At 45.8% G+C, this 21,942-nt stretch carries 25 protein-coding genes; 15 read left to right on the top strand and 10 right to left on the bottom strand.

What is annotated here, in order from left to right; translation table 11 throughout:
- Positions 1–654: a TIR domain-containing protein gene (locus AC1DXC_RS14740; protein WP_477459913.1), complete on the top strand. Its 654-nt coding sequence runs from the start codon at positions 1–3 to the stop codon at positions 652–654.
- 5 nt (positions 655–659) lie between these two features.
- Positions 660–1,280: a TIR domain-containing protein gene (locus AC1DXC_RS14735; RefSeq protein ID WP_477459912.1), complete on the top strand. Its 621-nt coding sequence runs from the start codon at positions 660–662 to the stop codon at positions 1,278–1,280.
- Positions 1,281–1,347: 67 nt separating this feature from the next.
- Here the strand turns inward: AC1DXC_RS14735 and AC1DXC_RS14730 are convergent, their stop codons facing one another.
- The 3 genes from AC1DXC_RS14730 to AC1DXC_RS14720 all read right to left on the bottom strand — a co-directional run bounded on the left by AC1DXC_RS14730 (position 1,348) and on the right by AC1DXC_RS14720 (position 3,793).
- Positions 1,348–1,551, bottom strand: coding sequence for a DUF2683 family protein (locus AC1DXC_RS14730; protein ID WP_477459911.1), 204 nt, complete (start codon positions 1,549–1,551; stop codon positions 1,348–1,350).
- 715 nt (positions 1,552–2,266) lie between these two features.
- Positions 2,267–3,217 carry a nucleotidyl transferase AbiEii/AbiGii toxin family protein gene (locus tag AC1DXC_RS14725; protein ID WP_477459910.1) on the bottom strand — a complete coding sequence of 317 codons (951 nt, stop codon included), beginning with the start codon at positions 3,215–3,217 and terminating at the stop codon, positions 2,267–2,269.
- Positions 3,218–3,220: 3 nt separating this feature from the next.
- Positions 3,221–3,793: a DUF6088 family protein gene (locus tag AC1DXC_RS14720; protein WP_477459909.1), complete on the bottom strand. Its 573-nt coding sequence runs from the start codon at positions 3,791–3,793 to the stop codon at positions 3,221–3,223.
- Positions 3,794–4,238: 445 nt separating this feature from the next.
- On the opposite strand from AC1DXC_RS14720, the gene AC1DXC_RS14715 reads away from it, so the two are divergent.
- The 3 genes from AC1DXC_RS14715 to AC1DXC_RS14705 all read left to right on the top strand — a co-directional run bounded on the left by AC1DXC_RS14715 (position 4,239) and on the right by AC1DXC_RS14705 (position 6,494).
- Positions 4,239–5,198 (top strand): hypothetical protein, encoded by a 960-nt coding sequence (locus AC1DXC_RS14715; RefSeq protein WP_477459908.1) that lies wholly within the window; start codon positions 4,239–4,241, stop codon positions 5,196–5,198.
- The gene (locus AC1DXC_RS14710) at positions 5,199–5,447 is read left to right on the top strand and encodes a hypothetical protein (RefSeq protein WP_477459907.1); all 249 of its coding nucleotides are present in this window, start codon (positions 5,199–5,201) and stop codon (positions 5,445–5,447) included. It begins immediately after the preceding gene.
- 360 nt (positions 5,448–5,807) lie between these two features.
- Positions 5,808–6,494 (top strand): cyclase family protein, encoded by a 687-nt coding sequence (locus AC1DXC_RS14705; protein WP_477459906.1) that lies wholly within the window; start codon positions 5,808–5,810, stop codon positions 6,492–6,494.
- Between the two features lie 258 nt (positions 6,495–6,752).
- Here AC1DXC_RS14705 and AC1DXC_RS14700 read toward each other — a convergent pair whose 3' ends face one another.
- A complete protein-coding gene (locus AC1DXC_RS14700) occupies positions 6,753–8,387 on the bottom strand; it encodes an ABC-F family ATP-binding cassette domain-containing protein (protein WP_477459905.1) in 1,635 nt (544 codons plus the stop codon).
- Positions 8,388–8,492: 105 nt separating this feature from the next.
- Positions 8,493–8,879 carry a DUF5655 domain-containing protein gene (locus tag AC1DXC_RS14695; RefSeq protein ID WP_477459904.1) on the bottom strand — a complete coding sequence of 129 codons (387 nt, stop codon included), beginning with the start codon at positions 8,877–8,879 and terminating at the stop codon, positions 8,493–8,495.
- A 45-nt stretch (positions 8,880–8,924) separates the two neighbouring features.
- On the opposite strand from AC1DXC_RS14695, the gene AC1DXC_RS14690 reads away from it, so the two are divergent.
- Complete coding sequence (locus tag AC1DXC_RS14690; RefSeq protein WP_477459903.1) at positions 8,925–9,128, top strand: hypothetical protein; 204 nt, start codon at positions 8,925–8,927, stop codon at positions 9,126–9,128.
- Positions 9,129–9,144: 16 nt separating this feature from the next.
- Positions 9,145–9,591, top strand: a complete 447-nt coding sequence (locus tag AC1DXC_RS14685; protein ID WP_477459902.1) for a PIN domain-containing protein — start codon at positions 9,145–9,147, stop codon at positions 9,589–9,591.
- Here AC1DXC_RS14685 and AC1DXC_RS14680 read toward each other — a convergent pair.
- The 3 genes from AC1DXC_RS14680 to proS form a co-directional block, all read right to left on the bottom strand.
- Positions 9,588–10,400 (bottom strand): TIGR02757 family protein, encoded by an 813-nt coding sequence (locus AC1DXC_RS14680; protein ID WP_477459901.1) that lies wholly within the window; start codon positions 10,398–10,400, stop codon positions 9,588–9,590. The genes AC1DXC_RS14685 and AC1DXC_RS14680 overlap by 4 nt on opposite strands.
- Before the next feature lie 177 nt (positions 10,401–10,577).
- The gene (locus AC1DXC_RS14675) at positions 10,578–11,717 is read right to left on the bottom strand and encodes a cystathionine gamma-synthase (RefSeq protein WP_477459900.1); all 1,140 of its coding nucleotides are present in this window, start codon (positions 11,715–11,717) and stop codon (positions 10,578–10,580) included.
- 182 nt (positions 11,718–11,899) lie between these two features.
- The gene (proS, locus tag AC1DXC_RS14670) at positions 11,900–13,372 is read right to left on the bottom strand and encodes a proline--tRNA ligase (protein ID WP_477459899.1); all 1,473 of its coding nucleotides are present in this window, start codon (positions 13,370–13,372) and stop codon (positions 11,900–11,902) included.
- Positions 13,373–13,477: 105 nt separating this feature from the next.
- Here proS and AC1DXC_RS14665 point away from each other — a divergent pair, with 105 nt between their 5' ends.
- The 4 genes from AC1DXC_RS14665 (at position 13,478) to AC1DXC_RS14650 (ending at position 17,126) form a co-directional block, all read left to right on the top strand.
- Positions 13,478–14,407 (top strand): hypothetical protein, encoded by a 930-nt coding sequence (locus tag AC1DXC_RS14665; RefSeq protein ID WP_477459898.1) that lies wholly within the window; start codon positions 13,478–13,480, stop codon positions 14,405–14,407.
- Positions 14,408–14,434: 27 nt separating this feature from the next.
- Positions 14,435–15,919: an OmpP1/FadL family transporter gene (locus AC1DXC_RS14660; RefSeq protein WP_477459897.1), complete on the top strand. Its 1,485-nt coding sequence runs from the start codon at positions 14,435–14,437 to the stop codon at positions 15,917–15,919.
- A gap of 184 nt (positions 15,920–16,103) precedes the next feature.
- Positions 16,104–16,625 carry a hypothetical protein gene (locus AC1DXC_RS14655; RefSeq protein ID WP_477459896.1) on the top strand — a complete coding sequence of 174 codons (522 nt, stop codon included), beginning with the start codon at positions 16,104–16,106 and terminating at the stop codon, positions 16,623–16,625.
- A gap of 30 nt (positions 16,626–16,655) precedes the next feature.
- Entirely contained in the window at positions 16,656–17,126 is a 471-nt protein-coding gene (locus AC1DXC_RS14650; protein ID WP_477459895.1) for a hypothetical protein, read from the top strand.
- Positions 17,127–17,232: 106 nt separating this feature from the next.
- Here AC1DXC_RS14650 and AC1DXC_RS14645 read toward each other — a convergent pair whose 3' ends face one another.
- Positions 17,233–17,712 carry a Dps family protein gene (locus AC1DXC_RS14645; RefSeq protein WP_477459894.1) on the bottom strand — a complete coding sequence of 160 codons (480 nt, stop codon included), beginning with the start codon at positions 17,710–17,712 and terminating at the stop codon, positions 17,233–17,235.
- 106 nt (positions 17,713–17,818) lie between these two features.
- On the opposite strand from AC1DXC_RS14645, the gene AC1DXC_RS14640 reads away from it, so the two are divergent.
- The 4 genes from AC1DXC_RS14640 (at position 17,819) to AC1DXC_RS14625 (ending at position 21,437) form a co-directional block, all read left to right on the top strand.
- The gene (locus tag AC1DXC_RS14640) at positions 17,819–18,571 is read left to right on the top strand and encodes a DUF4905 domain-containing protein (RefSeq protein WP_477459893.1); all 753 of its coding nucleotides are present in this window, start codon (positions 17,819–17,821) and stop codon (positions 18,569–18,571) included.
- Positions 18,572–18,593: 22 nt separating this feature from the next.
- On the top strand, positions 18,594–19,649 hold the full coding sequence (locus tag AC1DXC_RS14635; protein ID WP_477459892.1) for a DPBB and LysM peptidoglycan-binding domain-containing protein: 1,056 nt from the start codon (positions 18,594–18,596) through the stop codon (positions 19,647–19,649).
- Complete coding sequence (locus AC1DXC_RS14630; RefSeq protein ID WP_477459891.1) at positions 19,642–20,283, top strand: uridine kinase family protein; 642 nt, start codon at positions 19,642–19,644, stop codon at positions 20,281–20,283. Before AC1DXC_RS14635 ends, AC1DXC_RS14630 begins: the two co-directional genes overlap by 8 nt.
- Positions 20,284–20,534: 251 nt before the next feature.
- Positions 20,535–21,437 carry an arginase family protein gene (locus AC1DXC_RS14625; RefSeq protein ID WP_477459890.1) on the top strand — a complete coding sequence of 301 codons (903 nt, stop codon included), beginning with the start codon at positions 20,535–20,537 and terminating at the stop codon, positions 21,435–21,437.
- A 1-nt stretch (position 21,438) separates the two neighbouring features.
- On the opposite strand, the gene AC1DXC_RS14620 is transcribed toward AC1DXC_RS14625, so the two are convergent.
- On the bottom strand, positions 21,439–21,822 hold the full coding sequence (locus AC1DXC_RS14620) for a hypothetical protein (protein WP_477459889.1): 384 nt from the start codon (positions 21,820–21,822) through the stop codon (positions 21,439–21,441).
- Positions 21,823–21,942: the final 120 nt, after the last annotated feature.

Here is a 21,942-nt window from a genome sequence, read left to right as displayed (position 1 = left end):
ATGGGACGTAAAATATTTATCACATACAAATACGGCGATATAAATATTAGGGCATTACCTGACATATTCTATACGAAAACAAGGGACTATGTTACGGCCTTACAAGCCAAAATTGACCGAGAAGATCATATCAATAAGGGTGAGTTGGACGGAGAATCACTGGAGCACTTTGAAGACGAGGCCATCGCTTCAAGCCTTCGTAACAAGATTTACGATAGCAGTATTACAATAGTATTGATCTCACCTAACATGAAAACTGCCGAGGCAGAAAAAGATCAGTGGATGCCCTGGGAGATTTCTTATTCTTTAAGAGAGCATTCAAGGAACGGACGAACAAGTTTGTCTAACGCATTGTTAGCCGTAGTTCTTCCTGATATGATGGGCAGTTACAATTATTTCATGACCTCTAATCCTGCTTGTAATAGTATCACCTATCATACCGACAGGCTTTTCTCAATTCTTGCAAGGAACATGTTTAACATCAAAAACCCAGTTATTAGGGAATGCAGTGGTACAACTATTCATGAGGGTTATCATTCCTATGCACATACTGTAAAATGGGATGATTTTATTGTGAACATCAATCACTCTCTGGATATAGCTTCAGGTATAAATGGGAATATTGATAATTATAACATTGCCAAAACAATCTAATAATTATGGCCCGATATACTTTTTTTAGCTTCTCTTATGCCGATGTAAGTAATTTCCGGGTAAACGTTGTTAGAAATAGCTGGCGTTATCATAACGATAACACCAGTTTTTATGATGCTTCAATTTGGGAAGAAGGTTACACCAAAAATCCGGCTAAGCTAAAAAGAATGATTGATGAAGCGCTCTATGGAACTTCAGTCACGGCGGTTTTAATCGGGAGCGATACGGCCAACCGACGTTGGGTAAGATATGAGATCATTAAAAGCTTCGAGCAAGGTAAAGGCATAATCGCCGTGCATATTAACCGTATCCGCTGCAAGAACCGTACAATCTGTAAAAAGGGTGTCAACCCGTTGGATAAACTTGGGATACTCGTATCAGCTAATGGCGACTATATTACCTTTTATGAAGTTATAAACGGAAAGTGGCAGGTTTATAATGACCTTGGTTCAATCCCCAACCGTATGAGCAATAGTGTATTTTTTGAGCAGAACCGCAAAAATAAAGACTTCGGTAAATTCTATCATTTTTCAAAACTGTTTAATACGTATTGCTGGAAAAGTAACGATGGTCATTGGAATTATTCCGATTGGGTTGAGAATGCCGCAATTAATGTTGGCAGGTAAGTTCATTGGCAATGATACAGGTACTCGTACCGCGCCAGTCAAACCTGTTGTTCTTAAACAAATCCCTCTATTTTAAGTTTAAACTGCCCCATACGTCATTCGGATCAACGGTTTTATAATTGCCTCTTTTTTCGGCGTTTTTTACCATAGCCACAAAATCAGGGTCGTAAGGGCTTTGCTGCGTTTCAACACTTATTTTTAATGCTTTAGCGATCGCTTTCAGAGCCAACAACTGCTCTTTGTTTTCCGGGTGCATTATCAATGTTTCCATACACAAATATAATAATTTATGAACAGGTAATTACTTGTTCCATAAGAGCAAAATATCGGTAGCAAATTAAAATAACAATACATCCGTACGGAACAACAGCAACGCAAATCGCCAGCAATATCAGCTATTATCATCCTATGGCACAACAAAATGCTCATGTATTTTCCGCCGTTACAGTAAAACGGTTAATACGTTTAGATATTCGTTGTTCTCGACGTTTCCGCAGGGTCCCTTGTCAGGTTTAAGTTAACCCATAAAAATACTGCCCTCAAAAATACATCGCTACTGCATACTTAATATCATAAAACGTTCCTATGGAACGTAAAATAGACTGTTTGCATGTTTCCTACCCATAAGCCGTCCCGAAGGGACGAAGAAGGTAATGCGTATCCCTTCGGGATACCTTATTGGGTAGAAAAAAGAAAGATATAAAAGCGCGTTCCATGGGAACGCTTTATGGGTTCTGAGATTGATAAGTGGCGCGACGATTTTATGGGTTAACTTAAACTTATCAGGAGACCCTGCCTTTGGGACATAAACTTTTTTTGCGGGGACAGAAACTTTTTTTGGCTACTTACCGATACAGAAAGCACAGTAGTGTTGATTATCATCGAGTTATAGGATTTGAGTTACAAAATAGTAACAAAAAACAATATAAGCATTATTGAACGGATCAAAGAACGGCGCAAGCAGGGTAAAAGCGAAATATAGTCCTCTATAATTTGTCGATATACTGGTGTATCCGTGCCAGTAACACTTCAAAATCCGGTTGCCCATTATAATACAGCGCCGCCGTATCCGCATATCGTTTTTTGAATGAAATCCTTACTGACGGGTCGGTTAAAAGAAAGGCTTCGTTTTGCGCTACCGGTATAGCAAAGTCAGGCTTAGGGAAACGTTCTTCCTTATGGACCATATACTCTGGTGTACCAATGAATGCCAAAACATCTTCCCGGCCGAGCAGGCTGTAAACATCATAATACTGCCGCATAAAATTTACGCCTGTATTGCCGGTTTCTATTTCCCGCCGGAATTTGGTCGCAATGGTTTGCAATTTTTCAACAAATGTATAGCCGGGATGATAGCAGGCGATGTCCTTTGCGCGGTTATCAATGACCTCGACACCCTGGGCTGCCGCCCGGTCATATGCCCAGGAACTGATCATTACTTTTTCATTGGGCGTTACCCGGTCAAAACCGGCTTCCAACAAAATCCCCTCCTTGACACCCGCTACCAGATTGATGAAATTGTTGTAAAACAAGCGTATGCCGCCACTGGAATAAGATTTGGTATTATCAAAGTCTGTATCACGTTCTACCCGCACAATACCATCGATCTTAATAGCTTCAGCCAGCCAGTCATAAAAATTCTTACGTGCCGCTACATTGGCAGGTTTTTCATTTTTAGGGTTCTCATTGACCTTTTGGTCTTCCGGCGGCTTAATATGAATATCGATATCTTCTGAAAAACGCTCAATAATCTTGTACCCTTTAGAAAGCGAGGTTCCCCCTTTTAATTCAAAATCATAGCCCTGCGACTGTAAGCCATACAGCACATGCATAATCCAATAGTCCTTTTCAATCAAAGCGGCCTGGATGCCTGTTTCATCTTCCAATATGCGAAGCAGTTCCCGAAATTCCGGGTGTTGATGAAGATATTCAGCCATTTTTTATACCAGCACAGGGGTCAATAATCTTTTAGCTTTGCCGTTTCCGTATCGGTCAAGGGTCTGTTGAAGTTCAGTTTTATTCATGCCTTTAGCCTTTGATAAAACGTTGGTTAACACTTGCTGCTGGTCTTCAGCCAGTTTATTTAAGTTACCGGCGAGGTCAACAAGCAGAAATTCCGGTGTCAACTTTTCAGGAAAATGATGTTTAAGCTGAAAATCAAAGGTCCGGTTGCCCAATTTGAATTTCCCATGCCGTTTATGATTATAAACGGTACGCTGATTATATAGTTGAGTAGTCCCTATACCTAATGTATTATAAAGATTCGGGGAAGTCAGCAAAAACCGGTCATCTTTCAGGAAAGAGCGCACTAAATTTTCTTCTTCTGGAGGGGTTTTGCCGAAAGTGGAATTTTTAGGATAATAATAAACGCCCTGTGATAATTTTTGCAATACGCCTTCTTCCAATAAGGCATGCAAATGCCTATCCACCGACCTTGACCATTTTACAAGGTCATTTCTGCGATAAACCTGCCCTTCATGCAAATGCGCTTTAAGTTTTTCCAGCGTTGACATTTCTTTTGCTTTTTACAAAGTTCGTGATAAATCAAGTAAGTTGCAAGAATATTCATTTAAAATTCATGCAAATTTGAATGAAAGATTTTAAATAGCAACTGATTTGTGCTATAAACGCTCCCCAAAAACAGGGGAAATTTTCGCCGTTGTTGGTGTTCACCAGCGATGTGCCGGGTGTCTTTATTAAACGAAATGCCCGCGCATTTTTCCACCGTTACAGCAAAACGTTTAATACGTTGCATTTAAACATCGCGGTTTGTTGGAGACAACACCCACAAAGGCTTTATAAAACCACTCGAAATAAATTTGGCTCCGTGTCCTTTGCGTCCTCCCTTTGTGGCCTTTGCGGTAAAAATTGACCGCAAAAATACGTGCCGGCAAATCTTAATTTGTTGGTCAATTGTTAATTGCCTAATTTTAGATACTAAATCTAAACCCCAATTTTATGCCTAAGCAAAAACCCCTGCTGATTGCCTTATTCTTACTGATATGCGTTGCCGCGAAAGCCACCACCTGGGACGAGCCCTGGCATAACAAAGTGGTGAAGCAGTCCCAATACTTCGTTTTGGCAAAAATTACCGGTTACGACGAAACCAAGGGCGTAACCATCAGTATCCTGAAGCAATTGGGCGGCAGTGCCCTATCTGGCGAAATCAAGATAACCAATTTCTATCTCCTGAACCTTTGCAGCACCTCCTCGGGCGAAGGACCCGAGTTCCACTTTGCAAACGTAGATAGCTGTTACTTTTTCCTTACCCTGAACGATAAAAAACAATACTGTATTGCCACGCCCACCACCGGATATGCGTCGGTGCAAAACGGCCAGGTTGTGGCTACCTATCGCCATAGCTACCAACAAGCCATGGTAGACGGCGACACCTACGAAAAAACCATGACCGCCATCTTTAACAATTACCATGGCCTGGGTTATGATACGCAGTACATTAACAGCTTCGTTAATAAATACCTGGCCATGAAACCGGCCGGTTTGAGCCAGGCAGACGGAGCGCTATTCTTCAATCAGCATGTGGCGTTGGAATGCATCTATCACCTTAACTTACCAGGGCACTACAACCAGCTGCTGCCGTTTTTAAGAGACACGGTTAATATACATAACCAAATATCGGCTGCCAGGGCTTTAGGCGCTTATGATACTAATGAAAGCACCAAAACGCTGCTGACCGAAATTGGTAACCCACGCAACGTAGGTTTCATGAAAGTAATGTGCGTTTGGGCGCTTCAGGCTTACAAACCCAGGCCCATAAAAGCGGAACTTGTTAAATTAGAAGCGTCCGCATCTGAGGATGAGGTTGGTTTTGGCGGCAACATCATGGATCCAAGGGTGTGCACCTCGCTGCCCAACGTAAAAGAGGCCCTGACTGAACTGATTAAGCAAAGCAAATAAGTGATAGGCTATCTTTTAATCATATCGATACCGCTAATTGCGCATCTGCTGTTGGCGGGCTACATGGGCAGAAGCATCGCAAAATCGATTCTCCTCACCAAAAAACAAAAATGGATAAATATTATCCTTGCTGTATTGATACCGTTCATATGGTCGGTACTGATGTATTATATCTTGAAGAAAGAACCCAATTACTTTGATAAGCGAAAAGTTATCACAAACGACAAACTGGAAGGAAGCGGATTTTAACATCCGATTTTAACGCGGGTGGTTACCATCATCACCAGGGATGCAATTAAAAAATAATGCGCGATGGATTGTTCGATTCCCCTTTTGAGCGCAATAGCCCATGAATGGACAGGCCGATGATTTAATCAAACGTTCCGATGGAACGTAATAGGTATTGTTGCGCTTTTCTACCAACCAGACATCCCGAAGGGATGAGGAAAGCAATTTCGTTCCATAGGAACGTGTGGTTGGTAGAAATAAAAATGTCGGTTTGCTTACGTTCCATGGGAACGTTTGGTGATTCTGTATAATGAGGGGTTCAACACTGGCGGAAATTTATATGGCTAATAGCAAAGTTTTATATCTTAGCTATCATCTTTTATGCAATCATCCGAAAAACAACCAGCCACTAAATTTATCGACCTAAGCCACATTATCGAACATGGCTTGATAACCTATAAAGGCTTGCCTGCGCCAATTGTGTGCGATTACCTAAGCAGGGAAGACTCTAAAAAGTTTTATGCCGAAGGTACCGAATTCCAGATAGGTAAAATTGAAATGGTTACCAATACCGGCACTTATATGGACTGCCCTTTTCATCGGTTTGCAGATGGGAAGGATTTCTCTGAGATTGGCCTGGAATGCTTTACCGACCTGGATGCCATTGTAGTACGGTTGCCGTTTACGAATGAGTTAGCCATTACCGCAGCACACTTACAGAATTACGAATTAAAAAACAAGGCGGTTCTGCTTTATACCGGATGGGCAGAACACTGGAACACAGAACTGTATTACGATAATCACCCTTTTGTAACTGAGGAGGCCGCCATTTATTTGCGGGACAGTGGCGCAAAACTGGTAGGTATCGATAGCCATAATATAGATGATACCTCGGGCCGTACAAGGCCAACGCATACAACACTTTTAGGAGCGGGTATTTTAATTGTAGAGCATATGTGCAACCTGCACCTGCTTCCATCACATGGTTTTACTTTTAGCGCTATCCCGCCAAAATTTAAGGGTATAGGTACCTTCCCGGTAAGAGCTATGGCAAAAGTGCCTTGTTAAGGCATTGGCAATTGTAATATCTTTAAAAGCAGGTTTATTAGCGCCTTTGTTGTCCCCGCAGGGTCTCTTTGAAAAAGGACCCTGCGGCGGATAATCTCGTTACTTAGATATTCGATTGTTCTCAACGTTTCCGCAGGGTCCCTTATCAGGAGACCCTGCGGGGACGGAAAGCAGGTTTATTAGCGCCATTGTTGGTGGTAACAACACCAACAAAGGCGGAATCATCACTAATTGATTCCACAGATCTTGTGCAGCTTTTTAGCTTTGTTCAATCTCTTTTAAGCTATCCATTTTTTTGTAGGCCAAAAATCCTTTGATATCCTCAAAGTGTTCGCGTACCCGTTTATTGCCAAACTCGAATACTTTTTTGGCCAACCCGTCCAGGAAATCCCGATCGTGCGATACCAATATCAGGGTGCCGTCGAAGTCTTTCAGCGCATCCTTGATAATATCCTTCGTTTTCATGTCCAGGTGGTTGGTGGGCTCATCCAGTATCAGCAAATTCACGGGTTCTAACAGTAATTTGATCATGGCTAAACGGGTTTTCTCTCCCCCGCTAAGCACCTTTACTTTTTTGGTGACGTCGTCGCCGCTGAACATGAACGCGCCTAAAAGGTCTTTGATCTTTAGCGAGCCATCGCTTAACTGGATCTGGTCGATGGTTTCAAATACCGTTAAGTTGCCATCAAGCAATGCGGCCTGGTTTTGGGCAAAGTACCCGATTTTTGCATTATGGCCAACCTTTAAGCTCCCGTCAAAGTCAATCTCGTTCATGATGGCTTTGATCATCGTCGATTTACCTTCACCGTTCTTGCCCACAAAAGCAACCTTTTCGCCACGCTCAATCACCATAGAGGCGTTTTTGAACACCACGTGATCGCCGTAAGCTTTGGTGAGGTCCTCTACGATTACAGGGTATTGGCCCGAACGTGGTGAAGGCGGGAATTTCAACCGCAATGCCGAAGTGTCTACTTCGTCTATCTCAATAACCTCCAGCTTTTCCAACATCTTTACACGCGATTGCACCTGCAGGGTTTTAGAATAGGTGCCCCTGAAGCGGTCTATAAATTCCTGGTTATCGGCAATAAAACGCTGCTGCTCCTCGTAGGCCTTTAATTGGTGTACGCGGCGGTCGGCACGCAATTGCAGGTAATGGCTGTATTTGGCTTTATAATCATATATGCGGCCCATAGTTACCTCGATGGTGCGGTTGGTAATGTTATCTACGAATGCCCTATCGTGCGAGATTACCATCACTGCTTTGGCCGAATTGATGAGGAAGTCTTCCAGCCATTGGATACTTTCGATATCCATGTGGTTAGTCGGCTCATCCAGTAAGATCAGGTCGGGTTTTTTCAACAGGATTTTGGCCAGTTCTATACGCATCCGCCAGCCGCCCGAAAACTCCGAGGTTTGCCGGGTAAAATCCTTGCGTTCGAAGCCCAGGCCTTTGAGTACTTTTTCTGCCTCGGCATCGTAATTGGTGTCTTCTACCGAATAAACTTTTTCGCTCAGTTCCGATACCCTTTCAATCAGCTTCATGTACTCGTCGCTGTCGTAATCGGTACGGATAGTAAGCTGTTCATTCACCTCATCCAGTTCCAACTGTAACCGATTCGCCTCGGCAAAGGCTTTCATGGTCTCTTCAAAAACAGTAACCTTGTCTTCGGTGAGCAAATGCTGCGGCAAATAAGCAATTACCGCCTCTTTAGGGCCGGTAACACTCCCGGTAGTTGGTTTGGCTTCGCCGGCAATAATTTTGAGGATGGTAGATTTGCCTGCCCCGTTTTTACCCATCAGGGCTATCTTATCGTTCTCGTTGATGGGGAAAGTTACTTCGCTGAACAGGGTGGTTCCGCCAAATGATACGGAAATGTTATTTACATTGATCACAGTGTGGGCATATTAATTTGCGGGCAAAGATAAAGAAAGTGATAAGTTTACTGAAACCGGGATTTCACCGATTTGGAATTGATTGTACCGATTCCCGCCCCCTAGTTATCTGATGTTTTCCTTATACGCCAGTTTCATAAACCCAAGCACTTCCTCATTCAAATCCTCCATGTTCAGCATTCTGAAATGATGGTTAAACTGTTGCTGTCCCGGCACCTGCGCTATTTTCTGAAAGCATAGGTTATCCGGGTATTCCTGCTTAAAGGGGAATACCACATGGACGAAATTCTTGCCCAATTGCGTAACCCAGGCAATGCGCTTATGGCTATTGGAGATGCCAATCATGCTTTTGGTAGCCTCCACCTGTATCTCCCCCACCTTGCTGAATTCCGCGATAAAATGGTGGAACAGCGCTAAAGTGTGCTCGGATTTGCCTGCGAGGAAGGCGGATAGATTGAGGTCGGCGGCGGGAGTGCGTGAATAATTTGTCATGGCAGTTTGTATAAACAAATTAAATGCTTTTAAGTATATTTGAATATGATAGTCGAAAGAAATAGTAAAGAAGTTATTATCAGGCTGCCTGCATCCGTAAACACCGATGATTTGCAGGACTTTATCGACTATGCCCGTTATAAAGAACTTACGTCGAAAAGTGAAGCCACGCAGGACGAAATAGACCAACTTGCTTCTGATATCAACAAAAGCTGGTGGCAAGAAAATCGGAAACGATTAATAAAATAATGGCCTGCGCTTTCAAATGAAAATTGTAGTTGATACAAATATCGTTTTCAGCGCGCTATTAAACCCCGTTGGCAAAATTGGTAAAATCCTTATCCACTCCAGGAAACATTTTCAGTTCTATACGTGCGACTTCCTAAAGGTCGAATTGCTGAAACATCGGGTAAAACTCTTAAAATTAACCAGGTTAACATCCGAAGAACTCAACGAGTTGGAGTTTTTAGTAACCCGAAATATTGCTTTCATAAATGAAGAGCTGATTCCTGAAGAAACAATGGTGGCGACAGAAGCTGTATTAGCTAATATAGATTTAAACGATACGCCTTTTGTCAGTCTTACAAAGCATCTTAATGCCAGGCTTTGGACAGGCGACAAAGTACTCATTTCAGGACTTGTCAATAGCAAATTTATAGCGGTATTAACAACACAGGAAATATCATCGTTGTTGGACAGCTTAGAGGCTTAAAAATCCGGCAATATCCCTTCTATCCCCCACCTTTCTTCTATCCCCAACCCAAACAACGCGAAATCATATTTCACAGGGTCGAGCGGATCCAGTTCGCGGAGGTTTTGGGTGAGTTCGAGGGCGGTTTGCCAATCGGTTTGTTTGCGGGTGATGAGTTTGAGTTTGCGGGCAACCCGGTCTACATGCAGGTCGCAGGGGCAAACCAAATCTGCCGGACTGATGCGGTTCCAAATCCCAAAATCAACGCCCTGCTCATCCTTCCGTACCATCCAGCGCAGGAACATACAAAGCCGTTTGCAGGTTGATTTCTGCGACGGCGAGGAAACGTGCTTTTTGGTGCGGTTGGGGAAATCGGGCAGGGACATGAAGTAGCTCCTGAAATAGTCAAGAGCCCCCTCCGCCCCCTGAAGGGGGAACCTTTGATTTGCATTTGTGCCCATCGGTACAAATGCTTCTTCTAATGACTGATAGTAAGTATAATGGTGCCTGAAGAACGAAATAAAATACAGGGTATCGATATCGTTAAACGTTCGATGCTTAAAGTGCAGCAGCCTTTTTAAGTCGGGTTCCTCGTGGTTAATGATGAAATCGTAAGGCGCGCCATCCATCAGGGCGATGAGTTCTTTGCATTTATTGATGATGGTAACCCGCTGCCCCCAGGCAAGCGTTGCCGCCCAAAAGCCCATGATCTCGATATCCTGCTTTTTTGTGAACAGGTGAGGAATGCTCACCGGGTCGTTCGCGATGAACTCGGGGCGATTGTATTGGGATACTTTGGCGTCGAGGAAAGCTTTGAGGTTGTCGTTCATTTTATCTCAAAGCGTCATTGCGAGGCACGAAGCAATCTCCCGATATGCAGAGCGGCTATGCAAGTCGCTCGTCCAGCTTAGAGACTGCTTCGTTCCTCGCAATGACGCGGTGGTTATGTTTTTCCGTCCTTCTTGACTCTTAATTCTTGGCTCTTGATTCTTACTTCTTACCTCTTCTTACGCCAGCGCCTGTTTCAAATCCTCCAATAAATCTTCTATATCCTCTACCCCTACGCTCAGGCGCAGCAGGTTATCTACCACGCCGGCTTTGTCGCGCTCGGCTTTGGGGATGCTGCCGTGGGTCATGCTCACGGGGTGATTGATGAGGGATTCTACGCCGCCTAATGATTCGGCAAGGGAGAACACTTTAAAAGAACCCGCAATGCGGAAGGTTTCCTGCAGGTCTGCATCTTTTAATACGATGGAGATCATACCGCCAAAATCGCGCATTTGCCTTTTGGCAACCTCGTGGTTCGGCGAATCGGGGAAGCCCGGCCAGTATATCTTCTCTACCCTTGGGTGGTCTTTCAGGAACTCGGCTACTGCCCTGCCATTCTCGCAATGGGCCTTCATACGCAGGTGCAAGGTTTTGATACCCCGAAGTACCAGGAAGCTGTCCATAGGCCCGGGCGTGGCTCCGCAGGCGTTGTAAATAAACCATAGTCTTTTGTACAGCTCCTCGTCGTTCAGCATCAGGGCCCCCATCACCACATCGGAGTGACCGCCGATGTATTTGGTTACCGAATGCATTACCACATCGGCACCCAAATCAATCGGGTTTTGCAGGTATGGCGAGGCAAAGGTATTATCTACCACGAACAACAAATTATTGGCCTTGCTTATCTTGCCGATTGCCTCTATATCCACCACCTGCATGGTTGGGTTGGTGGGCGTTTCTATCCAGATGAGCTTGGTTTTATCGTTGATGTATTGGTTCACGATCTCCGGATCCTTCAAATCCAAAAAGTGGAACTTGATGCCGTAGTTGGCGAATATTTTGGTAAAGATTCGGTACGAACCACCGTAGAGGTCGTTACCGGTAATTACCTCATCGCCGGGAGCAAGCAACTTCATTACGGCATCGGTTGCGCCCATGCCGCTGGAGAATGCCAGTCCGTATTTTGCGTTTTCCAGGGCCGCCAGGCAATCTTCCAGCGCCTTGCGGGTTGGGTTGGTGCCGCGCGAATACTCGTACCCCTTATTATCCCCCGGCGATTTTTGCCAGTAGGTAGACGTTTGGTATATCGGCGTCATGATAGCGCCGGTTGTTGGATCGGGCTCCTGCCCTGCGTGTATTGCTTTTGTTGCGAATTTCATGGGACGATGTTGTAATGTTGTAAAGTTGAAATGTTTAAAAGTTGGAAGGTTGTAAAGTTGGAAGGTCAATCGCAATCGACCTTAACATTCCAACCGTTCAACAGGCAGGTTGTTGTAATATTGTAAGATTGAATGCCTTCGGTCTTAACATTTCAACATTGAACTTTACAACCTTCCAACAATTAGTAAGCACGGGCAAACAGTACCCTTTGGCTCGACGGATTTCCCGTCAAAATGCATTTGCCTTCTTCCTGCTTATTGTTCAAAGGTATGCAACGGATTGTTGCCTTAGTTTCATCTTTTATCTTTTGTTCGGTTTCTGATGTGCCATCCCAGTGCGCCGATATAAAGCCCGGCTGCTCATCCAGCATGCGCTTAAACTCTTCGTAGGTATCCACCTCGGTAGTGTTCTCCGCACGGAAGGTTGAGGCCTTGGTGTAGATATTGGTCTGTATCTCTTCCAGCAAGGCGGTGATGTGCGCTGCCAAACCATCCTGTTGTACGGTTTCCTTGGTTTTGGTATCGCGGCGGGCAAGTTCTACGGTGCCATTCTGCATATCGCGACTGCCTATGGCTACGCGCAATGGAACGCCTTTCAGTTCGTACTCGGCAAATTTTGCGCCGGGGCGGTGGGTATCGCGGTTATCGAATTTCACGGTAACGTCTTTAGAGCGCAACTCTTTTGTCAAGCCTTTAACGTATTCGCTGATGGCATCCAGTTCTTCGGGGTGCTTGTAAATAGGCACAATAACCACCTGTATAGGTGCCAGTTTTGGCGGCAATACCAGTCCGGCATCATCCGAGTGGGCCATAATTAAGGCCCCAATCAAACGGGTAGACACCCCCCATGAGGTTGCCCAAACAAAATCCTGTTTGTTATCCCGGGTGGTAAATTTCACGTCGAAAGCTTTCGCGAAATTCTGCCCCAAAAAGTGCGAAGTACCGGCCTGCAGGGCCTTACCATCCTGCATTAAAGCTTCGATGCAGTAGGTATCCAGCGCGCCGGCGAAGCGTTCGTTGGCGGTTTTGCGGCCTTTTACTACCGGCAGCGCCATCCAGTTCTCGGCAAATTCGGCGTAAACATCCAGCATTTGTTCGGTTTCTGCTACGGCTTCTTCGGCGGTAGCGTGGGCGGTATGGCCCTCTTGCCATAAAAATTCGCTGGTGCGCAGGAACAAACGGGTGCGCATTTCCCAGCGCATCACATTGGCCCATTGGTTCACCAAAATAGGCAGATCGCGGTAGCTTTGTATCCAGCCGCGGTAGGTGTTCCAGATGATGGTTTCTGATGTTGGGCGAATAATTAATTCTTCCTCCAATTTCGCGTCCTCATCCACAACAATATTGCCGCTTCCATCGTTCTTTAGCCTGTAGTGGGTTACTACAGCACATTCTTTAGCGAAACCCTCCACGTGGCTGGCTTCTTTAGAGAAGAAAGATTTCGGTATAAGCAACGGGAAATAGGCGTTCTGATGCCCGGTTTCTTTGAACATTTTATCGAGCTGGGCCTGTATCTTTTCCCATATAGAATAGCCGTATGGCTTAATGATCATACACCCTCTAACTGGCGAATATTCGGCCATGTCAGATTTAATTATTAAGTCGTTAAACCATTGCGAATAATCTTCGTCTTTGCTTATGACACCTTTGCTCATATATTGATTTTTGGAATAGAATTTGACTTTATAATTAATAATACTAACCGCCAAATTTATAAATTTATACGTTTATTTGAACTCGAACTTTACACTCTCTGCAAAATGAAAAGGAACCTACTCTTTGGAATCGCAATAATCGGCGCCGTGGCGCTGAGTTCCTGCTCGGTAAATAAAACCGCAACCAACGCAAAAAACAGCGACGACGTCTACTTCTCGCAGGCAACCGCCGGCGAAGCGCCCGAATATATAGCGCCTAAACCTGTGTACCAGCAGGAAGACGTTGTAGCCGATAACGGCGATGGCAGCGACGACGATTATTACTACTACGACGATTACTCATCGCGCATCAACCGCTTTGGCTATTACTCGCCATTTAGCTACTACGATAGCTATTACGGCAATTACAACCCATACAATTACAGCAACTATAGTTTCAGCATAGGCTTAAACTGGAGCCCCTTCACCCTGCCTTATGGCTATTATGGTGGCATAGGCTACGGTTATGGTGCATTTTCGCCCTATGCCGGCTTTGGCTATGGCGGCTACTATGGTTACGGTGGTTATGGCGGCTATGGCTATTCGCCCTACTCGTACTGGGGTACAGGCTATGGTTACGGCGGCTCGTACTGGGGCCCGGTATCGGCCTATGGCAACCCGCGCCCTGTACGCGGAACAGGCAGCCCGCGCGGCTTAGGCGTTGGCGGCCGCAACGGCGTTGGCTACAACGGCGTTGCCAACAACGGCATTGGCTACTATCCAAACAGGCCAACCAGAGGCGCAAATGGCAGCTACACCAGAACGGCTAACGGCAATAATAACGGCGGCTACAGCACTACGCGCCCAACCAGGGCAGCACGCAGCGGCGGTAACGACAGCTATCAGCCACAACAACGCCCGGCAAGCACAGCCCGCACACCCGATAGGCAACCAAGTTACTCTCCTCCCGCTCCTTCATCATCAAGCAGCAGCGGCGGCGGTGGTGGTGGCTCAAGCAGTGGCGGTGGTGGCGGCGGTAGGCCGGCACGACCATAATTTTTATCACAATACACCTATTATTTTATGAAAATTAAATATCTACTCAGTGTAATTGCTATAGTAGCAATTACCCAAAATAGTTTTGCCCAATATGCGCAGGATGCGGTGCGTTTTTCTACCGGGCAAACGGGCTCTACGGCGCGTATAAAAGGCGTTGGCAATGCCGGCACAGCCATCGGCGGCGACCTTAGCTCGGTAAGCGGCAACCCCGCAGGCCTTGGTTTCTTCACCCATTCGGAGCTGAGCATTACGCCCGAATACAACGATTTCAAAGCAAACTCGAGCTATTTAAACAGTTCTAAAGTTGATACCAAAACCACCGGCAACCTTAACCACGCCGCCTTTGTGATATACCAGCAGCTGCAACGGCCAAAAGGTGCCGATAAAACCAAAGGCTGGCTTAGTTTTAACTATGGCGGTGGTTACAGCCGAACTGCTAATTTTTACGAAAATGTAAACTACGCGGGCACCAACGGTAACAACTCTATCAACGATTATTACGCCAACCAGGCCAACCTGTATGGTATAGACGTAGGTACCCTGGCCGGTGCCGCTTACGACCATAACCTGATAGATAATTACGGCACCAACGCCGATCCCAACTATAAAAGCAATGCTTTCCCTGGCATTAACCAGCAGAGCATCGCGACACGCAGCGGCGGCCTATCAGCTTTGGATTTTGCCTTTGGCGCCAACTACAGCAACAAGTTCTACATCGGCGCGGGCATAAGCTTCGTAAACGTGAGGTTCAACTCCCTCAGCAATTTTTATGAGGATGGTTCGCTATCGGTACTCGAAGGCAATCCTAACCCTGTTGGGGTTACCCGCAATTACACCTCTAATTTTACGCAGGATCAGGACACTAAAGGCTCGGGCATTAGCGGCCGTTTAGGCGTTATCTTCAAACCTGCCGATGCATTCCGTATAGGTGCGGTAATCCACACGCCTACTTATTATACCATTGATGATTCGTACAGCGAAAGCCTGGCTACCACCATAAGCAATGGCAGCCACTACGAAGACGGTCCGCAGAACTATGCGCTGACTTACACCATGCGCACACCGTGGAAATTTGCCGGCGGTGCATCTATATTCATTAAGTCGTTTGGTTTTATTACCGGCGATATCGAATATGTAGATTACAGCAGCACGCATATCAGCAGCGATGCTAATTTCGATGGTACTTTCGATAACTCGACTATCCGCAGCCTGTACCAATCGGCAGTAAACTACCATTTAGGTGCCGAAGCCCGCATCACCAGTTTCTTTTTGCTGCGTGGCGGTTATGGCATACAGGGCAAAGCCCGCCGCGATGGTAACGACAGCGACATTAAAACCGTAAGCGGCGGCTTAGGCCTGCGCTTTGGCCAGTACTACCTGGATGCCACCTACACCCACGCCACAGGCAGCCAAACCGTGTTCCCTTACGAAATCGGCTCCGCCAGCCCAGGCGCATTGCTCAACAAAACATTGAATAACGGTTATTTGACTTTGGGGTATCGCTTTTAGATTTGAGACGTGAGATTTGAGACCTGCCTGCCGGCAGGCAGGTGTGAGACAAAATCACATTTATAAAAAAGCGATGAGGATTACTCATCGCTTTTTTAATTTTCTACCTTTAGTAATCCGATTAACCCATTCTGATAATATGCTATTAGGGTATCATCTTTTGATTTACGATAACAAATGCAGCATGTTCAGAAACCTGCTGCTAACGGAATGCGACAGGTACCGGGATATTTATGCCATCGATAAAATAGACCCGGCAATCAAAATCAAAACAAAAAAACCATTCTCCAGCACGTACGATAACTTCACCATCGTTAACGAACAGGTAAAAGCATTTTGCGAAGCTGAAGGATACCAGGGCCTGGAATTCGTACCCCTACCCGCCTCGCCGGGCTTCTATTGGTTCAAAATCCATAACGTGCTTGAGTTCGATGCCGCGGCTCGCGGAACACGCTTCCTCAATTACCACGAAGCCTGCCAGGGTTATGAAGAAGTAATTGGCGCAACGCCGCCGTGCTTGATATCAAAAGAAGAAGTAGGCGACGGCTTTTATCGTACCGACCTCTTTTTCGGCAGTTTCGCACACAAATCGCCGGTAGAAATCATCGGCAAAAAAACAAAGGAAAAACTAAAAGCGGCCGGCATCAAGGGGATTGATTATGGCGCGATACACGACAGGTACGATTGGCAAAACAACGCGCGATAGGCCGTCCCGAATTATAGTTGAATGTTGAATATGGAAATTGAATTATTACAAAATCTTAGAGATAATCCTCACGTCGGCCTTTTTGAAAACAAAGGAATACCGTTAGAAGAAATTGTTGTACTTGAATCGACATATAACAATGGCAATCCTTTTCCAAGCGTCTTGCGCGAAATGTTATTTCTCGCGGGGGAATTTTGTCCTGTGCTTGATTTTGGATTAACTGACACTCAACATGAAATGCAGGAAGAAACAAGATATTGGTTAGCGAAATATAACAGGGAAATAGTAAGACCGTTTTATGTCATTGATGTTTATAATGCCGGCGAGCAATGCCTTTGCATATACTTAGATAAAGATGAGCCCGACCCTATTGTGTACTCCGCGGTATTTTATTCACGACCCTTTGACCCAACGCCATGGCTGCATGCTTTAACTTTTACCATGTCTCAACTAATCGATAGAAGGTTGGATAGGCTTAAAAACGGTGAAAATCCATTTTGACTTATAAACATGTACCAAACAAGCGAGGAGATGAAAATTTTCATCGCCTCGCTTGTTTATGGGGTAATAACAAATCCGAAATCGAACATTCGAATTCCGAAATCACTTAATCTTCATTCACAAAAGACCTCAGCATCCAGGTGTTTTTCTCCTTGAATTGCATAAAGCGGTTCACCATATCGTTGGTACCGTCGTCGCCGGCTTTATCGGTAATTTCCAGTAGTTCGCGCTCCATTTCAATTAAGGTAGCCATGTCTTCAATCAACGCTTTCACCATGTCGGTATCTTTCAGGCCGATAGTATTTATTTCCTTTAAGGTTGAGGTGGTAATGTAATCGTTAAATGTACTGTAAGGCGCTTTTCCCAGGGTGAGGATACGCTCGGCCAGCTCGTCGATAGTGGTAAGCGCGGCGGTATATAATTCCTCGAATTTTACGTGCAGGGTAAAAAAGCTCTGGCCTTTAACATTCCAGTGGCAGCCACGCAGTTTTTGGTAGTGGATGTGGTAATTGGCCAGCAGGTCGTTCAGGTGGTCTACAACGGGTTTTACTTTTTTCTCTTCCAGGCTTATTTCTTTTGCGTCCATAGTTTGTGATGTGTGTATGTGTTTGGTGGATTAGATGCCTTCGGTGGCATCGTTGATAAAGGTACGGTTTTTAATAATATTGCCCATATTTGCAGCATAAATGACAATGCTGCAACCATTATTCGGCCATCAATTCGGCGGCACCATCTGGCGGATGGAGATAGACGAGCTAACCGATACCCTGCTGCTGGAAATACGAAACTCCGACGATAAGCAGGTGAGTTTCACCTCCCTATCCTTAACTACCGGCCAGCTGTACTTTGAAGGCTTTAAACCTGAAGAGCGCTGGTTTACTGGTTTGGAAGCCGCGTACGATGGCGTAGCTTTACTGCACTATTACAAGCACGAGGGCAGTCCCGAGCATAAGGGCATTATCGCTATTGGCGCACAGGATGCTGCGACCTTATGGAGCAACTACAGCCACGCGTTCGACCATCTCAGCATAAACGGCCCTATAGTTTACGATACCACCTTGCAGCCCAAAAAACTGATGCTGGCCGATATCATGACCGGCCGCCCGACGCGCAGCTACCAACCGGCCGATACGCCCCTGCCCAACAGCATAGCCATCCCCCAAATAGCCGCCGCGCAGGATTTTATTGCCGGCGCGCTGCCCGAAACGCCTTACGGAAATATCGTGCAGCGGCTGGATTACAATAGGTATAGAATTGTATCTTTGCACACGTTAAAAAACGGGGTGCTGCAACAGCACCTGTATATAATGGAGGGTCCGGAGATTGTGTACGCCGATTTATTGAACGCCGATATACAAAAATTGCAGCCCGAGGCGTTTGTATTACATAAAAATGTACTTGTTTACATTAAGAATAAAACAGAAATTATCGTATTAGCCCTCTAAAAATACTGTATAATAGCAAATTATGAAGCATAAGTTCTTATTGTTATCCTCCATATCCCTCTTCGCCTCCGCTTCGTTATACGCCCGGCCTTTAGTTGATTCTGTAGGCGTAGAAAACCTTAACGGCAAGAAAATTATCCTCCACAAGCTGGACCCAAAAGACAATTATTACTCCCTCGGTCGCAAATACGGCGTTAGCCCGAAAGCTATCATCGACTTTAATAATAACGCCAGCATGCAGATAGGCAAAATTATCAAAGTGCCTACCGAGCGCCCCTTTGCCGATGCACCGGCGGTAGTAACCACCGCCCCGGCCCAGCAGCCGCAAACCAAGCCTGTAGTGCAGCAACCCGCAACAACTCAGCCTGCAACTACCACCCCGGTGGTAACTACCCAGCCCGCAACAAACACACCACCCACCATAACCGCTGCCGACCAAAAAACTGCACAGCAGGTGGCCAACAGCAATAAAAGCGGCATTACCACGCAGCAATACAAGGTGTCGGCCGGGGAAACGCTTTATGCTATAGCCAAACGCTTTGGCACTACGGTTGATGAAATTACCGAAACCAACAAACTAACCGGCCCCCTTATGCCGGGCCAGGTGCTCACCATACGCTCGGGCATACCTGCGCCCAAGCCTGTTGCAACGCAACCCGTTGTTACGCAGCCTACAGTTACTGCTCCTGTTGTAATGCACCCCGATACCGCCCTGGCCAGGCGCGATAGCACTTATGTCGCATCGCCTGCAGATTCGTTGGCCGATAAACGTAATGGCACCGCTAAATATGGCTTGTTCGAAAAGAACGAGAAAGGTGTAGCCACCTGGATAGAGGATACCAGCCTCGATCCCAATAAAAAACTGATACTGCACCGCACCGCCCCTATTGGCACCGTGATGCGCATTACCAACCCCATGACGGGTAAAAGCACCTTTGCCAAGGTAGTTGGCCGCTTTACCGATAACCAAAACACCCAGGGCGTTATGATTGTAATGACCAAGAATGTTGCCGATGCTATCGGTGCTATTGACAAACGTTTCCATGTAACTATTAGCTACGGTACGCCTAATGAATAAACCTTATGTAGTTGGTGTTGCCGGCGGAAGCGGAAGCGGCAAAACCTTTTTCCTGAAATGTTTTTTGGAGCATTTTACGCCCGAAGAAGTGTGCCTGGTATCGCAGGATGATTACTACATCCCCGTGGCGCATACCATGACCAAGGAAGAAAACAAGCACTATAACTTCGACCTGCCCAGCACCATTGATGCTGATTTGTTTGAGAGCGACATCAGCAAGCTGATGCGCTGGGAAACCGTTTACCAAAAAGAATACACCTTCAATAACCCCGATATCGTACCCAGGATACTGGAGATAAAGCCCGCGCCTATCATTATCGTAGAGGGTTTGTTCATCCTCCACTTCCAAAAGGTAGCCAACGATTTGGACATGACTATCTTTATCGAAGCCGACGAAGACATTGCCCTGGCACGCCGCCTTAAGCGCGACCTGGCCGAACGCGGCTACTCTAACGAAGATGCGTATTACAAATGGGTGAACCACGTTGTACCGGCCTATAAAGAGTACCTGCTGCCCCACCGCGACAGGTGCGCCAAGGTAGTAATCAACAACGGAACGGTGGCGGATGATATCATCAGGGTAACAGACGAAATTTCGCAGGAATTGAGGGAGAGGGTTTTCGGGAATAGGTAAGGCTTGAGGATTTTCGAGCCATGACCGTATGTCCGCATCGCGAGTCGACTCACCCCCCGCCCCCTCTCTGCTGCGCAAAGAAGGGGAGAAATTGGGGCTATATTTTTCTCTTCTTTCTTCACCCTCTTTGCGGAGCGGAGGGTCGACGCCCCGTGCATACGGGGCCGTCGGAGTGAGTCAAATCTGCGAGCGATAAGAACGAATTTGAAAGTTTCGGAAACTAATGTTAAACCCCTTTTAAATCGCGATTTATGAATAACCTGGTTGCGATAGAAAGCCCTTTCAATTTAGGATTGAAAGAACTAATGCCGGGCAAACCGCCGGGTGTGGACAAGCTTCCGCAATGGCTTAAGCAACACGGCTTATATGAAGCCCTCCCGCCCACTCAAATCATCAACATACCCGCACCAACGTACAGCATGCATATCGATGCCGAAACGGGTGTGAGGAACGCGGATGCGATTGTGGACTATTCCAAAAATTTAGCGCTTACAGTACAGGATACTTTAGCAAAAAACAACTTCCCCTTAGTTATCGGCGGCGATTGCAGCATATTGATTGGCTGCATGCTTGGTGCAAAAAAACATGGCAAATACGCTTTGTTTTTTATGGATGGCCATACCGACTACGTACCCACTCAATTTTCCGGCACCAAAGCCGCAGCGGGCATGGACCTTGCTTTAGTAACCGGCAACGGCGCGGACAAAATCACCAATATTGATGGCTTAAAACCCTACGTAAACGAAGCCGACGCCCTTGCTTTCGGTAACCGTTGCGAGGACCGGGAATATGTAGAGTTGATTCTCAAATCGGGCATCGCCTATTTCAGCTTGCGCGAAATCAGGCAAACCGGCATTGAAACTGTTACTGCTGATTTCATCGCCCAGGCCAAATTGAAAAACTTAGACGGCATCTGGATTCATTTGGACGTAGACGTGCTGGATGATGATATAATGCCCTGTGTGGACTCCCCTCAGCAAGGAGGCCTATCTTATAGCGAACTGAACCAAACGTTAACTGCGCTTTTCCAATCGGGTATAGTAAGCGGTATGGATATTACCATCCTCGATCCGGATCTAGACGAAGAGGGAGTGTATGCAGGACGGTTCGTTAAAGAAATAGCAAAAGTGCTTAATGCGCGGGGAAGGGAATAAACTAGCGATACGTGAGGCTGCTAATGGATGAATTGAATGCAGCTACATTGGCCGGCTTTACATTCAGGTAAATGGCGTATATATTCTCACCCTCAATTTTTATAAGGCCGAACCTTCTATTCTTCAGCAAATGCAACTCTTCAAATTCAGTTTCAATATCCTCTTTTTCCAATAATTTTTCAAGGTCGTTTTTGGAAAGATTAAACTTTTTGTTCCCAGTGCCTTTATGCGGTAGCGGTATATATAGAATTATAATTTTTTGATTGCCGGCAAAGTTCAGTTGATGTCTAAAAGACCAACTTATAGTTTTTTGGGTCGATTGCAACCCCTCCGGGATTAGCAACTCATATTCTTTATCCGGTATTACCGTACCGTCTGCTTTCATAGCCACATGGTTTTTAATACTGAACGGCGTTAATTTTAAACTAATGGATGGGGGATGTTTTGTCGCGCATCCAAAACAAATCGGTAACACCAAAATCAATAGGTATTTGTAAAAAGGGTG

This window comes from Mucilaginibacter sp. P2_D11 (genome assembly GCF_056404435.1).
Note: the sequence above shows the minus strand (reverse complement) of the source record. Positions and strands in the feature narration are given on the sequence as shown.

Coding starts and splice junctions, on each gene's coding strand:
- AC1DXC_RS14740 (WP_477459913.1), top strand. CDS start 1: ATGGGACGTAAAATATTTATCACATACAAATACGGCGATATAAATATT.
- AC1DXC_RS14735 (WP_477459912.1), top strand. CDS start 660: ATGGCCCGATATACTTTTTTTAGCTTCTCTTATGCCGATGTAAGTAAT.
- AC1DXC_RS14730 (WP_477459911.1), bottom strand. CDS start 1,551: ATGGAAACATTGATAATGCACCCGGAAAACAAAGAGCAGTTGTTGGCT.
- AC1DXC_RS14725 (WP_477459910.1), bottom strand. CDS start 3,217: ATGGCTGAATATCTTCATCAACACCCGGAATTTCGGGAACTGCTTCGC.
- AC1DXC_RS14720 (WP_477459909.1), bottom strand. CDS start 3,793: ATGTCAACGCTGGAAAAACTTAAAGCGCATTTGCATGAAGGGCAGGTT.
- AC1DXC_RS14715 (WP_477459908.1), top strand. CDS start 4,239: ATGCCTAAGCAAAAACCCCTGCTGATTGCCTTATTCTTACTGATATGC.
- AC1DXC_RS14705 (WP_477459906.1), top strand. CDS start 5,808: ATGCAATCATCCGAAAAACAACCAGCCACTAAATTTATCGACCTAAGC.
- AC1DXC_RS14695 (WP_477459904.1), bottom strand. CDS start 8,879: ATGACAAATTATTCACGCACTCCCGCCGCCGACCTCAATCTATCCGCC.
- AC1DXC_RS14690 (WP_477459903.1), top strand. CDS start 8,925: ATGATAGTCGAAAGAAATAGTAAAGAAGTTATTATCAGGCTGCCTGCA.
- AC1DXC_RS14685 (WP_477459902.1), top strand. CDS start 9,145: ATGAAAATTGTAGTTGATACAAATATCGTTTTCAGCGCGCTATTAAAC.
- AC1DXC_RS14680 (WP_477459901.1), bottom strand. CDS start 10,400: ATGAACGACAACCTCAAAGCTTTCCTCGACGCCAAAGTATCCCAATAC.
- AC1DXC_RS14675 (WP_477459900.1), bottom strand. CDS start 11,717: ATGAAATTCGCAACAAAAGCAATACACGCAGGGCAGGAGCCCGATCCA.
- proS (WP_477459899.1), bottom strand. CDS start 13,372: ATGAGCAAAGGTGTCATAAGCAAAGACGAAGATTATTCGCAATGGTTT.
- AC1DXC_RS14665 (WP_477459898.1), top strand. CDS start 13,478: ATGAAAAGGAACCTACTCTTTGGAATCGCAATAATCGGCGCCGTGGCG.
- AC1DXC_RS14660 (WP_477459897.1), top strand. CDS start 14,435: ATGAAAATTAAATATCTACTCAGTGTAATTGCTATAGTAGCAATTACC.
- AC1DXC_RS14655 (WP_477459896.1), top strand. CDS start 16,104: ATGTTCAGAAACCTGCTGCTAACGGAATGCGACAGGTACCGGGATATT.
- AC1DXC_RS14650 (WP_477459895.1), top strand. CDS start 16,656: ATGGAAATTGAATTATTACAAAATCTTAGAGATAATCCTCACGTCGGC.
- AC1DXC_RS14645 (WP_477459894.1), bottom strand. CDS start 17,712: ATGGACGCAAAAGAAATAAGCCTGGAAGAGAAAAAAGTAAAACCCGTT.
- AC1DXC_RS14640 (WP_477459893.1), top strand. CDS start 17,819: ATGCTGCAACCATTATTCGGCCATCAATTCGGCGGCACCATCTGGCGG.
- AC1DXC_RS14635 (WP_477459892.1), top strand. CDS start 18,594: ATGAAGCATAAGTTCTTATTGTTATCCTCCATATCCCTCTTCGCCTCC.
- AC1DXC_RS14630 (WP_477459891.1), top strand. CDS start 19,642: ATGAATAAACCTTATGTAGTTGGTGTTGCCGGCGGAAGCGGAAGCGGC.
- AC1DXC_RS14625 (WP_477459890.1), top strand. CDS start 20,535: ATGAATAACCTGGTTGCGATAGAAAGCCCTTTCAATTTAGGATTGAAA.
- AC1DXC_RS14620 (WP_477459889.1), bottom strand. CDS start 21,822: ATGAAAGCAGACGGTACGGTAATACCGGATAAAGAATATGAGTTGCTA.